Origin of the sequence: Peptoniphilus catoniae, from assembly GCF_901447155.2 — a bacterium.
Taxonomy (GTDB): Bacteria; Bacillota; Clostridia; order Tissierellales; family Peptoniphilaceae; genus Peptoniphilus_E; species Peptoniphilus_E catoniae.
In genome coordinates, this window is sequence record NZ_LR588421.1 from 1 (window position 1) to 12,730 (window position 12,730).

A 12,730-nucleotide genomic window follows, 5' to 3' on the forward strand; every position below is an offset into this window, starting at 1 on the left:
TGCAATCTCTAACAATTCTTCTTAAAGCTTTATTAAGTGTTCCATTATTGTGAACCTTTCCGAATCTATTTAAAAATACAAAGTCTTTAAATCCATCGATTGAATCACAACATTCGATTCCAAAAGTCTTTTGTAACTCTCTTTCCATAAGAAAAGCATCTTTTACTTTTTGAACCATAGGAATACTTCGCTTACCTGATGCTGTCTTCGGTGTATTAATAGCATATCTATTGTTTAATCCTTTACCTTTACTATAATATACCAAAGTCCTATTTACACTTATAAGACCATTATTAAAATCTAGATCGTCCCATTGCAATCCTGTAACTTCTCCAACTCTCATACCTGTCCAAAGCATAACAATGAATATTGGATACCATTTTTTATATTCATCACTATTAGATAAATATTCTTCAAATAGTACCTGTTCTTCTATTGTCATGGCTTTTTTCTTCGGAGATTCATTTCGATAAGCTACTTTCAATTCCTTCAAAGCATTGTGCAGAAGAATATTATAGTGAACTTTCCGTCTATAAAATAGCCGCTAAAGAAATCTTGGAAAACTATAAAAAACTACCAAATACAAAAGAAATACTATCCAAACTTGATGAATTGCAAGAAAAAAAGAACACCCTTATGCAAGAGTATTCTTTGAATAAAGAACAATTTTCTGAACTTGTTCAGTATAGGAAAAACTATGAAAATTATTATGGGAAGGAGGTGGAAAGGTAGTCTCCCTACTTTCGAGACTGTGTAAATTTTTGTGTATAGAAACCTCCTGATAGGGTAAGTAAAAACTAATCAGGAGGAATTTTTATGCCTTGAATTTATAATCTAAGTGCAACTCAGTTGAATGATATACTTCATAAGGCGTTTTCCAATTTAAACATTTCCTCCTCAGGACACTAAATTGATACGTATTATCATATATATTATACCATGTTTCCTTCTTTTTTATTTCATGTCTTAATATAAAAGACTCACTTACTACCTACTATGGAAATTCTTAAATCCTTATAATTTCCTTATTTTTTTCTCCTAAAATTACATATGTAAAGAAATGATAAGGAGGAAATATACTATGGATGATTTTATATTACAAACTAGAAATCTATCAAAGCAGTTCGGGAAACAAAAAGCGGTGGACTGCGTTAATATCAATGTTCCAAGAGGAAAAATTTATGGATTATTGGGACCAAACGGAGCTGGAAAGTCTACTCTTCTCAAGATGATTTGCGGTATGATTACACCTACATCTGGTGACATCATATTCAATAATAATCCTTGGAATCGTTCAAATCTCTCTGAAATTGGTGCATTGATTGAAAATGCACCACTATATCCAAACTTAACTGCCTATGAAAATTGTCGTGTACAATCAATAGCTTTAGGGATTGAAGAAGAGCGAATTCAAGAAGTTTTACAAATTGTAGGTCTTACTAATACAGGTAAAAAACGTACTGGACAATTTTCAATGGGAATGAAGCAGAGATTAGGAATTGCTTTGGCTTTACTTAGTAATCCAAAACTTTTAATTCTAGATGAACCAACTAATGGTCTTGATCCCATTGCAATAAAGGAATTGAGAGAACTTATTAGAGGTTTTTCACAACAAGGAACTACTGTAATTCTGTCTTCTCATATTTTATCTGAAGTCGAACATATTGCAGATCATATTGGAATCATTGCATCAGGACATTTAGGTTATCAAGGTGCATTTGATTCAAAAATGGATTTGGAGCAACTTTTTATGAAAGTTGTTAGTAATCAGCAAGGAGGTTTCAATGAGTAATTCAACTATATTAATGGCCGAGTTCTTGAAAACAAAAAGAACTGCAACAAGAAGAATTGCTATTGCTAGTCCTCTTTGCTTAGCACTAATGGTTATTGTTCAACAAGGTTATTTTTCCTTGAATTTATTCAACTGGTACTATGTAGTTTTTTTACCTGCCACATTCGCATTAATCAGTGCAACAGCTGTTAATATAGATAACGGAAAGCACGGACTTCGTGCAATCCGTTGTCTACCAGTTTCTCAAGGAAAAATATGGAGCTCTAAACTTTTGGTTGTATTAGGATATGCTCTTCTTTCCTGTTTTCTATTAAGTGTTGCTGTGGTTTGTATACCATTTATTTTTAGTTTGTTTGGAATTAATCAAATTAAGCAATTAAGTATTGCTTCAATATTTTTAGGGATTATAGTCGTGTTTGTTACAACCATGTGGCAAATCCCTTTTAGTTTTATAATTTCAAAAAAATTAGGGGTGATCTTTCCGGTATTGGTCAATTTAGCTATTTCTTTTTCAGGAGTATTTTTAGTACTAAAACCATATTGCTTGTAAGTAGGGATAAGAAAATGGGAAAATTTAGCAAAACCCCTAGGAGTCTTGTTTGCTATGTTTATTTTTAATGGTTTTTTAGTTATTTTAGTTTTGATCTTTTATTAGCGTTTAAGTATTGATTTTTAAATGAAAAGAGAGACTCGAGTTAACAAGTCTCCCCAAAATTTGACAAATAGCCTATTTTAATCATTATCTCTTTGCATCAATAGTAATTCTTCTTTATTCATTTTATTAATAGCAATAATTGAAGATATTGGTCCTAACAATGTTCCCAAAATTATTACTATTACTAACATTAAAATCATAAGGAATATATTCGGTCTTAAAAAAGGCATATTCAAAAATGATGAAAATGCATTATTGAAAGTTATACTTAAAACAAAGGAAACCACAGAACCTATGACTGCACCTGTACCATTAATTAGCGTAGATTCAATAAGAACTACTTCACTGAGTTTTTTCTTTGTTGCTCCTAATATCCTTATGGTTGCAAATTCTCTTTTCCTTTCCTTAACTGATAAGGTATTTACAAGACTTAAAATGAAGAAAGCTAGTATCCAAACCAAAGCTATCAATATATACACATATACAAGCATGTTTTTTGCTGAATCTGAAACTTCTGTCATTATTTTTTTTGGCAATAAAGGATACACTTTTTCTTTTTTAAATTCTTCTTTAATAAGTTTTTGAATTGTTTTTGGATCTTTGTTTTTTTCAACTTTTACTAAAATAGAAGATATATCATCTTTTTTTGCCACTGGATGATTAATTATCTTTTCATATTCCTTGGCTAATCTATGAGTTTCTTCTATTGTCATAAAAACTGAATTATCAAAACCCATGCCAGTTTTTGCAAGCCTACCTCTTATCTCAAATTCTTGATTAAAAAATTTAACCTTATGATTAATATCCCCCACAATGTTAGCGCCTACAACAACTTGCCCAGCTTTAATTGGAGTTTTGATCTGTTTTTCAAGCCAAGGTTTAACGCTAAAGTCATCAGAAAAGTCAATTCCTATAACTTGAATGGGAAAAGAACAGCATCCAGCAGAAAGTGTAGCTAGATAAACTTGGCCACAAGCTTTTTCTACGCCAGGTATTTTTTTTACTCTATTTAATATATCCTTGTCAAAAAAAAATGTATTAGGTTCTCCCCTTAATATTGCACCTGTAATTTTAGAATCATAACCTTCTGGAACTACTATAATGTCTGCTCCCATCCTATCGGATAAAGATTTCATGCCATTTTTAAGAGAAAAAATTATAAATGATGACATGAATAAAATAAAAGTTAAAATTCCTACAAGAAAAATCAAGGTAATTGACCTTGTCTTCTTATTTTCTATATTCTTTTTTGCTAAATTAATTGTGTATAAATCTTTCATTATTTTGCACCAGCAAGAGCATTATTACAAGCTTCTATAAATTGCTTGTAAGTTTCTGTTGCCCCTGAAATAGCATCCACCCCTTCAGGACTTCCTTTTTCCACTAATATATCTGGGTATGACTTTGCAAGATTTATAGCTTGTTGGGCAATCTTATATAGTCCTTCATTTTGACTTTGTCCATAAGATTCATCCTTTTCTTTTCCATCTCCATCAATGTTTTGCATTGTACAAGATTCAATCTTGCTGTCTTTAACGGTTATATCAACCTTTACAAGTCCGCCTCTTTCATCCTTGGCAGATTCTCCTTGATATGTGCCGTCCTTATAGCTTACACTTATGGCTTCTTCTTTTTTATCTCCTCCACAAGCAACTAGGACAATCCCCAAAGAAAAAATTATTAATACATTTAAAATTTTTCTCATATAAACTCCTTAAGCTTTTCATCTTTTTTTACAGAATCAAGAACTGGTCTTTTTCTTTTCATTTTTTCTTCTTTTGTAATTTTACCATGTTCAAGAGTTATCATTCTTTCAGATTCTTCACCGACTTCAGGGTCGTGAGTTACAACAATAATTGTTGATCCTGCATTGTGAAGTTTTTCAAATATGTCAAGAACTATATATTCATTCTTTTCATCCAAATTTCCTGTAGGTTCATCGGCTAAAAGTATTGTAGGATGATTAATAAGAGCTCTAGCAATGCATACTCTTTGTTGTTCCCCACCTGATAATTGGTTGGGTAAGTGCTTGGCTCTTTCAGCAAGACCTACTGCAGCCAAAGCTTCCATTGCTTCTTGTGCATCTGGCATAGAATGATAATATTGTGACATCATTACATTTTCCAAAGCACTTAAATAATTAACTAAATGAAATTGTTGGAAAATAAGTCCTATCTTATCCCTTCTAATAACCGTTAATTCCTTAGGTGATTTTTTTGCTATATCTTCACCATCCAAAATAACTTCGCCAAATGAAGGTTTATCCATGGCACCAATAATATTCATCATTGTTGTTTTACCAGAACCTGATGGACCCATTATAGAAATCCATTCGCCCTTTTCTACACTTAAATTGATTTTGTCAAGGGCTTTAAGTTCACCATAAATTTTTGAAACATCTACGAGTTTTAATATATCCATAAAATTCCTTTCTATTCTCCGCGAAGCACTAAAGCTGGATCAATATCAACAGTTTTAGATACTGGTATTAAAGATGCAACTATAGTTATTACTATACAGACAATAATTGTCATAGGTACTAAAAGAGGCAAGAAACTTACCTTTCTAGCAAATACCGAAATACTTACTCTATTGGCAAATATATATCCTAATGCAACACCTAAAAGTCCACCAAAAACTCCCAAAAATGCTCCTTCACCTAAAAAGTCAACAATTACTGAGGAATTTGTGGCGCCCAAAGCTTTCTTAAGACCTATTTCTTTACGCCTTTCAGTTACAACAGCCATCATTGTTGTGGATACACATATCATCATTATGAATAATACTATTATCGTTACAATGAAGACAAGAGCTTGTAATTTGTTCAAAACTATATCTTGTGAGGCGGTAACTCTTTTTACCATTTGTGGAGTTAGAGATCCATCCTTTTGTGAAATATTTGATACTATTTTTGAAAGTTCATTTTGTTCAGCTTCTATTGAATATTCTACGACATCAAAATTTTTGTCTTTAACAAGCTGTGAAATATCATCAATACTCATAAAAATAAGTTCTTCTTCTTTACCACCTGTTGTTACAACTCCTGAAACAACAAAATTAGTATCTATAGAACCTTCCCCATTAACTTTGGGAGTATTTATAATAATTTTATCTCCCTCTTTTAATTCCAAAGCCTTTGAAACTTCATTACCTATTAAAACTTCTCTAGATTTTCCAGGCCATGAACCATCAATAAGCCAGTATGGAGAATTTTCTTTCGCTCCCTTTAAATCTGTACCTGCAAGCATATAAGGTTGTTCATTAATTTTTGCATTTGTATAAATATAGGGTGCCTGACCGACAAGCTTTCCTGATGGAATTAACGATTTAATTTCATCTAACTGTTCATTGGTAATTTTTTTATCAGGGTTAGTGGGAATTACCAACATGTTTGCACCATAAGACCTAAATTCCTTACCCATTTGTCTAGGAATATCATAGTAAATAGTAACAAGCCCTGAAAGAATTGTTGCTCCCATAGCTATAGCAAGTAGTGCTGTTAACATTCTTGCACGTCTTCTTGCCAAGGAAGTCATTATCATTTTTAAATAAAATTTATTTTTACTTTGTTTACCTGCCATGTAGTACCTCCGTTGGATTTAAATTCAAGAGGTATCTTATAGCTGGTATTGAACCCAATATTGTAACAAGAATAATAAGGATTGCTACAATAGGAACTACCATAGCTGTTGGAGCTATTGCTGAGCCGAAAACTGTTAGACCAATAATCTGAGTAAGTAGCAGACCAACCCCGTAACCTATAACTGTTCCAAATATCGCTGTCAAAATTATTTCCACAAGAATTATACCAATTATCCTTCCATTTGACGCTCCTATAGCTTTTTGAAGTCCAATTTCATTTGATCTTTCCATTACAGATGCTGTAATAAGATTAGAAATACCAAGTCCTGAACCAATCAAAGTTAATACTGTAATTAAAACCATAAGAAGAGTAGTCTTATTTAAAATATCTCCTTCACTTTCTGCAACTTGACGAATTGGCTTAGCTACAGAATCAGTCATTACTTCTGTTATTTGATAACAAATAGCAGAAACATAAGCTGTACAATACCATACTTCCCATTCCTTAATAGTTAAAGATAGTGGGTTTTTGGCAGCCTTTCTTGCTAAGTCATTGTCTGGTGTAGTAAGAGCTGATACTTCAACTTTATTTACAACTCCAGTAACTCCAGCAAATTCTTGTGCTGTTTTTAAAGTAGAATATATAAATGCATCTTCATCAGAACCTGATGAGAAAATACCCTTAACTTTTAATTTTTTGTCTAAATTATTACTTTTTAGTTGGATTTCATCACCAACTTTAAATCCATTTCTATCTGCAAAAATCTTTCCAAGCATAACTGAATCGCTATCATTTTCTGATAACCACTCACCTTGAACTTCCCACCAATTTTTAAGTCTAATCATACCAGTATCAACTGATTCTCCAGTAGGCAAATCCATATGATTATTAAACCATGTTCCTACCATCTTAGTATGTTTAGAATCATTATTACAAGAAACCCAAGTGTTAAGATATGGCGTATAGTCTACAATATTGTAAGCCCAAAAAATAGTTTTAATATTAGGAAGTTCTGATTCCTTTAAATATTTTTGAACCTGCCCCTCTTTTTCTTGCATGCCATACAAATCATCAAGAAGGGAAGCTTCCTTAGGCAATACATTAATATTTGCTCCATACGTCTTTAATTCTTGATTAACTTTATCTCCAACACCGAGCATAGTATTTAACATTGAAGTGGCAAGAGAAGCTCCAAGGGCAACTGTAAATGCAATAAGAGCCATCTTTCCTTTTTGTCTAAAAAGTGCTCCTTTAACTATTCTCCAAAACATAAGCCCTCCTACTTAAATACATAAGACAATGCGTCAAGGTCTTTTGGCTCAATCTTTATCTTTTTATCATGGACAATGTATGGGAAAGGTATCGGGTTACATCCACCCTTAAAACCTATTGTACCCCTATTCATTACAACGTCGCACAACTTACAAATAACATCATCGCCTCTTTCAAAATATCCAGATGGACCACATATCTCGCAGGCATCAAGTACAACTCCATAGGAACCTTCTGATTTTTTAATGCAGAAAAATCTCATTTGTGCACCATCCTTTGCCTTATACAAATATCTGTGCAAATGCATATCCTCTAAGCTACTTAAAGGAATAACAATCATTCCATTTTCAGTTTGATAATCTTCAGGTGGTGAAAGGGCCTGTTCCTTATTAGCATATGCCTTTCCAACCGTTAATGAAAAAGTATTAATAAACAGAACGACAAGGAAAAAAATTGCCCAATGTCTTTTATTCTTCATTCTATACTTTATTTTTCTTAACTGAGCCCTATTGCTATAATCTTCATTAACTTTAATATTTTGCTTATATAAAATTACTGGAATAGCTATCATAATTAACATTGTTGCAAATAAAAACACATTTTCGTGATTAGCTATAAATGCAATAACTCTAAAAAAGTTAACATTTCTAGGAATAATCCCTTTAGAATAAAACCTTTGAATTATGATATTAAATTGGCTGATACCCGAGCATATCAAGCTCAAAAAAACAATAATCTTTAAGTTTTTACCTTCAAGTTTGACTGAGGACTTGTATATGGCAAGCCCTGATAAAATCATCATTATTATTCCAAAAACAAATCCTAAAATCCTAAAAAGTACAATTGTTGAAACTGCACTTTCGCCATAATATACAAATTTGTTTGATTGGTTAAATACATATGGTAAATAATAAAAACAAATTCCTACAAGATAAACAACAACCGATGCTGAAATGAAATTATCATAAATTTTAGCATTTATCTTATCTTCAAATATCATAAAAATTAATATTAAAAATACCGAGATAACTATGGGTACCATAGACAAGAAATTCAATTCTGTCCTATTAATAAAATTAGGTATATTTCTTATAATTATTGAAACAATTGCTGCAATTATCCCTAAAACTAAAGAAATTATAACAACATACTTTTTATATTTACTTTCTTTAATTGTATAATAGGCAAGCATTAAAGAAATCATTAGAGAAAAGGCTATTCCCGCCTCCATAACTTTAATAAAAATTTTTAAAATAATTTCACCCCCATAACGGTATATAAGGGGAACGTGAATTCCCCTTATAAATATTATAAATTTTTAAAACTTTACCATTGTGGTCCATTCCATTCGAAGTCAGTCCATTCTGCAACAAGTGGTTCTGTCCAGAATCTACCTGTTACACCAGTTTCTTTATCTACGTGTAGTAAGTAGTCATTACCTGGTGCAGTAACTTCAAATTTTACATCATAAACGCCAACACCTTCGTCAAATTTAATATTTGCACCATAGTGCGGACCATCAGATGCGTTCATTGGCATGAATGCAACTTCTTGAACATGGTCTGAACCTTGCTTTTGTAAATAAGCTTTTACTTGTAACCATGGAACGAAGTCACCAACACCATAACCTAATGTTGAACCTTCTTGTGATGCTGTAATGTCAGCTTCAATATGGCAATCAGCTTCTTCTTTAGGAATTGAGTTTCCTGCTGGTTCCATATCAACTGGTTGGAAATATACACCTGAGATTACTAGAGGTCCTTCAGTATGATCATCACCAATTGGAAATTCTTCAAATCCTGCATCTTCTCCTGGAGCTGCAGCTTTTGCATCTCCTGTTTCTTTTTTGTTTTCTTCAGCTGGTGCTTTTTCTTCAGTAGAAGTATTAGCTGTATTATTAGCATTGGTATCTTCTTTTTTACCACAAGCTGTAAACATTAATGCACATACAAGCGTCATAACAATAAGAAATAAATTTTTCTTTTTAAACATAATACCCTCCTATTTTTTTTCTTGGCTGGCTTCAAGCTCAGCTCTAATTTTTTTGTTTCTATTATTTTGATATATAACAGAAACAATGGTTACTACTAATAGAATAATTTGTGGAATAAGGTTTTCATACCTATCGTATATTCCTATAGCTTCAGCAGACCATCCATTCATCCAAGGAACTATAGTTCTGCCAATTACATCCGCTTCTTGTAATTCTCCAACTCCCTTTCCTAAGAAAGACAAGCAAAGTATAAACATTAGACAAGAAGTAAATGTAAAGAATGGTTTTAATGGTAGCCTTACAGAAACTTTAGCAATTAAATAATATACAATTGCAAGTATTATGGCAGCAACTAAAAGTCCAATCCACATATGCATTAGATTTTCAGAAATGCTTGTTCTCATACCTTGGAAGAACAAAATAAGTTCTGCACCTTCTCTTGCTACTGCTAAGAATGAAGTGAAAGATAAGGCAAAATAATTACCCTTGGAAACAGATTGTTCAACTTTATTTTTAATGTATCTATTCCAAACTTCAACTTCAGATTTAGAAAGCATCCAATTAGATACATAAAATAATACGATAACGGCAAGAAACATCGCAATTCCTTCGAATATTTCTTGTCCCATTCCAGACTCAACTTCTCCCACTGTATTGGCGATGATATTAAATACTCCAGCTAGGACCGCTGAAAAAACAATACCTAGCAAGGCTCCAATATATACACCTTTTAAATAAATTCTATTATTAGTCTTTGTTAAATATGCAGCAATGGCAGCTACAACCAAAATGGCTTCAAGTCCTTCACGAAGTGTAAGTCCAAGAACTGTAAAAAATGTACCAAATCTTTTTAGCAACTCTCCCATCAATTGACCTGTTGAAAGGCTATCTGCACCTTCTTGGCTTTGATCGCTGGATTTAGAATCTCCAGAGGTTCCATCGAGAGTATGTGCATCTTCATGAAGATAAGTTATAAGTGCATCAATTTCATCTTTAACTTCTTTTGGGTCTGCATCTTCTTTGATAGAATTTTTTGCTCTGTAAAATTGATGTTCAACCATTGAACCTCTTTGTCCTGAAATTGCAGACATCGTTGTTTTTTCAAATCCAATTTTTTCATAGAATTTAAAGTAAGCTACGTTAATTGCATCTGTGGCTGCTTTTTTAGCATCCTTATCTCCAGGCTTGTAAACCTCCACAGCTTTTTCTAAATGTTCTGACATAGCATCAGCGACTTCAACCCAATTAGTATACTTAGTTTCTGCTGCAAAAGCAGGCGTAAAAGTGAGGCTAATCATGATTACCATCATTGCAAAAAAAACGCTAGTCCTTTTCTTTAATAAATTCATCTCTATCCCTCTTTTTTTATTAAACTTCCATCTTCCATTTGGCAAAGTGTATTGCCATATTTTAAAATATCAAGCTCATGAGTAACTATAATAAGTGCAGTACCTTTAGAATTTATTTTTTTTAATAAATCCATTATCTCCATAGTAGTATTTTTATCCAAATCACTTGTAGGCTCATCTAAAATCAAAAGCTCCGGCGAATTAATCATAGATCTGGCTATCAGCACTCTTTTTAGCTCTCCTCCAGATAAATTTTTAGCAAAATCATCCTTCAGATGCAAAATTCCCATCAAATCAAGGAGCATAGCTGCTTTTTCATAAGCAGATTCATCTCTTTTAAATAGATAATAAGGAAGAGACACATTCTCTAAAACATTTAAATTTGGAAGTGTTCCTAGACTTTGTGGCACAAAACCTATGATTTCATTCCTATATTTGCTAATTTCTCTATCAGAAAAATCACTCATATCTTTGCCCTTAGCAAAAATTTTACCTTCAGTCGGTTTTAATAAACCAGACAAAAGATTTAAAAAAGTTGACTTCCCTGAACCACTTCTGCCAATTATATTGACAAAATCTCCCTCATTCAAGGTAAAGTTTACATTTTTAACTGCAAAAAGTGTATTAGAACCTCTCTTAAAACTCTTGCTTAAATTTTCAGTTTTAATTATTGATTCCATTATGAATGTCTTTCTTTCATAAAATAATAAATATTAACTAAAACCAATATGCCTGACAACAATGTGCAAAATGGAATGGTTTTTGCTCTGCAAGCCATATCGGCTTTCATGCATCCACCAATAAGCACATGAGCGTTTAGTATCTCTAAAATACCAATTGCTATATTTGAAATAGATAATCCTAAAGATATTTTTGAATCTTTAACTACAATAAGAATAATTGCTAATACTAAAATGACTGCGCCAATACCTATAGTCATATTTCCCATCCAATGGCATTTCATGAACATCCCATTTTCCATAGGAGGACAAACGGGTGTTATAAATTTTGGTGCAAGCACTAACAAAAAACCTATAATAGCAGATATATATCCTAAAATCTTCTTTCTACTCATTTTAATCATCCTTTCTACTTATCTTTATTAATAACATTGTAATATAAAAACGTGTTTATTTTTTTTATACTTACCAGTCTTTTTTTCAACAGTTACCCCTGGCCAGTTACCAACATATTGGTTGGAACCAGTGAGGCCGTTAAAAAGTGTTGACTTACCACTATTGGGGTTGCCGGCAAGTGCAATAGTAATAGCCATCTTAGTCATCCTTCTTTTCTATTTCTTCAATTGCAATTAATTCAGCATCTGCTTTTCTAATGCTAAGTTCATAATGTCTAATATTAATTTGCACAGGGTCGCCAAGTGGCGCCACCTTCCTTATGTAAATTTCTGAATTTTTTGTAATTCCCATGTCCATTATCCTTCTTTTCAAAGGACCAGAACCATTGATTTTTTTACGATGTAGTATTTTCCTACAACTGCATCTCTTAAAGTTTGCAAGTCTTACATCTCCTCTAATAATATTTTTTTTGCTATATCTTTTCCGATTGCAACTCTGGAATCCTTAATTGAAACAATTAAATTACCATCATTCTCATTAACAACCTTTATAACTGCATCTTTGACAAAACCAAGACTTGCCAGGTGGGACTCAGTTACATTACTATCTCCTAAAGACTTAATCCTTAAAATCTTATAATTAACATTTAAGGGCGCCATTATTAAGCTAAGCATTTAACCAGTCGTTTCTAGTTTTAATTTTATTAAAATAAATTACTATTTGAATTTGATTATCATTTTCTTAATTATTATAACATAGGAAATTGAAAATTTAAATCAATTTCCCAGTTTTTTTTAAAGAATGGAATATTTTTAAGATTGAGAATATTTTTAATTTCTCTTTCTTATGTTGCCTTGTATATTATAATTTTCTTTTTTTATTGGCCTATGAGTTCTTTCTTTTCTTCTTTTCACTATGTCTTGTTTTAATATCTTTTTTTCTTGATTTTTTAGTTGCCTTAGTCTTTCTTCTGTATCGTCAATTTTATTTTTTATTTCTTTTTACTCTTG

At 32.0% G+C, this 12,730-nt stretch carries 13 protein-coding genes and 5 pseudogenes; 3 read left to right on the forward strand and 15 right to left on the reverse strand.

Going from position 1 to position 12,730, the window contains the following annotated elements; translation table 11 throughout:
* A pseudogene (locus tag PEPCATONIAE_RS08415) lies at positions 1–499 on the reverse strand (site-specific integrase); the annotation flags it as partial.
* Positions 500–501: 2 nt separating this feature from the next.
* Here PEPCATONIAE_RS08415 and PEPCATONIAE_RS08420 point away from each other — a divergent pair.
* The 3 genes and pseudogenes from PEPCATONIAE_RS08420 to PEPCATONIAE_RS08430 form a co-directional block, all read left to right on the forward strand.
* Positions 502–732, forward strand: a pseudogene (locus tag PEPCATONIAE_RS08420) (relaxase/mobilization nuclease domain-containing protein); the annotation flags it as partial.
* 349 nt (positions 733–1,081) lie between these two features.
* Positions 1,082–1,792 (forward strand): lantibiotic protection ABC transporter ATP-binding protein, encoded by a 711-nt coding sequence (locus PEPCATONIAE_RS08425; RefSeq protein ID WP_138160696.1) that lies wholly within the window; start codon positions 1,082–1,084, stop codon positions 1,790–1,792.
* Positions 1,785–2,342, forward strand: a complete 558-nt coding sequence (locus tag PEPCATONIAE_RS08430) for a lantibiotic immunity ABC transporter MutE/EpiE family permease subunit (RefSeq protein ID WP_246060466.1) — start codon at positions 1,785–1,787, stop codon at positions 2,340–2,342. The genes PEPCATONIAE_RS08425 and PEPCATONIAE_RS08430 overlap by 8 nt, the downstream gene beginning before the upstream one ends.
* Positions 2,343–2,524: 182 nt before the next feature.
* Here PEPCATONIAE_RS08430 and PEPCATONIAE_RS08435 read toward each other — a convergent pair whose 3' ends face one another.
* From PEPCATONIAE_RS08435 to PEPCATONIAE_RS08795, 14 genes and pseudogenes are all read right to left on the reverse strand, one after another.
* Positions 2,525–3,727 carry an ABC transporter permease gene (locus tag PEPCATONIAE_RS08435; protein ID WP_138160697.1) on the reverse strand — a complete coding sequence of 401 codons (1,203 nt, stop codon included), beginning with the start codon at positions 3,725–3,727 and terminating at the stop codon, positions 2,525–2,527.
* Positions 3,727–4,152 (reverse strand): FMN-binding protein, encoded by a 426-nt coding sequence (locus tag PEPCATONIAE_RS08440; protein WP_138160698.1) that lies wholly within the window; start codon positions 4,150–4,152, stop codon positions 3,727–3,729. Before PEPCATONIAE_RS08440 ends, PEPCATONIAE_RS08435 begins: the two co-directional genes overlap by 1 nt.
* Positions 4,149–4,868 (reverse strand): ABC transporter ATP-binding protein, encoded by a 720-nt coding sequence (locus PEPCATONIAE_RS08445; protein ID WP_019132026.1) that lies wholly within the window; start codon positions 4,866–4,868, stop codon positions 4,149–4,151. The genes PEPCATONIAE_RS08440 and PEPCATONIAE_RS08445 overlap by 4 nt, the downstream gene beginning before the upstream one ends.
* Positions 4,869–4,879: 11 nt before the next feature.
* Positions 4,880–6,028 carry an ABC transporter permease gene (locus tag PEPCATONIAE_RS08450; protein WP_138160699.1) on the reverse strand — a complete coding sequence of 383 codons (1,149 nt, stop codon included), beginning with the start codon at positions 6,026–6,028 and terminating at the stop codon, positions 4,880–4,882.
* Complete coding sequence (locus PEPCATONIAE_RS08455; protein WP_138160700.1) at positions 6,018–7,301, reverse strand: ABC transporter permease; 1,284 nt, start codon at positions 7,299–7,301, stop codon at positions 6,018–6,020. The genes PEPCATONIAE_RS08450 and PEPCATONIAE_RS08455 overlap by 11 nt, the downstream gene beginning before the upstream one ends.
* A gap of 8 nt (positions 7,302–7,309) precedes the next feature.
* Complete coding sequence (locus PEPCATONIAE_RS08460) at positions 7,310–8,533, reverse strand: Fe-S-containing protein (RefSeq protein WP_138160701.1); 1,224 nt, start codon at positions 8,531–8,533, stop codon at positions 7,310–7,312.
* A 95-nt stretch (positions 8,534–8,628) separates the two neighbouring features.
* Positions 8,629–9,294, reverse strand: a complete 666-nt coding sequence (locus PEPCATONIAE_RS08465) for an iron transporter (protein ID WP_138160702.1) — start codon at positions 9,292–9,294, stop codon at positions 8,629–8,631.
* A gap of 9 nt (positions 9,295–9,303) precedes the next feature.
* Positions 9,304–10,644, reverse strand: a complete 1,341-nt coding sequence (locus tag PEPCATONIAE_RS08470) for an FTR1 family iron permease (protein WP_138160703.1) — start codon at positions 10,642–10,644, stop codon at positions 9,304–9,306.
* Positions 10,645–10,646: 2 nt separating this feature from the next.
* Positions 10,647–11,324, reverse strand: coding sequence for an ABC transporter ATP-binding protein (locus tag PEPCATONIAE_RS08475; protein ID WP_138160704.1), 678 nt, complete (start codon positions 11,322–11,324; stop codon positions 10,647–10,649).
* Entirely contained in the window at positions 11,324–11,719 is a 396-nt protein-coding gene (locus PEPCATONIAE_RS08480) for a DUF4418 family protein (protein ID WP_138160705.1), read from the reverse strand. The genes PEPCATONIAE_RS08475 and PEPCATONIAE_RS08480 overlap by 1 nt, the downstream gene beginning before the upstream one ends.
* Positions 11,720–11,761: 42 nt before the next feature.
* Positions 11,762–11,917 (reverse strand): annotated as a pseudogene (locus PEPCATONIAE_RS08485) (FeoB small GTPase domain-containing protein); the annotation flags it as partial.
* 1 nt (position 11,918) lies between these two features.
* Positions 11,919–12,160: pseudogene (locus PEPCATONIAE_RS08490) on the reverse strand (FeoA family protein).
* Between the two features lie 3 nt (positions 12,161–12,163).
* A complete protein-coding gene (locus PEPCATONIAE_RS08495) occupies positions 12,164–12,394 on the reverse strand; it encodes a FeoA family protein (RefSeq protein WP_138160706.1) in 231 nt (76 codons plus the stop codon).
* A gap of 198 nt (positions 12,395–12,592) precedes the next feature.
* Positions 12,593–12,715: pseudogene (locus PEPCATONIAE_RS08795) on the reverse strand (DUF3847 domain-containing protein); the annotation flags it as partial.
* Positions 12,716–12,730 lie beyond the last annotated feature (15 nt).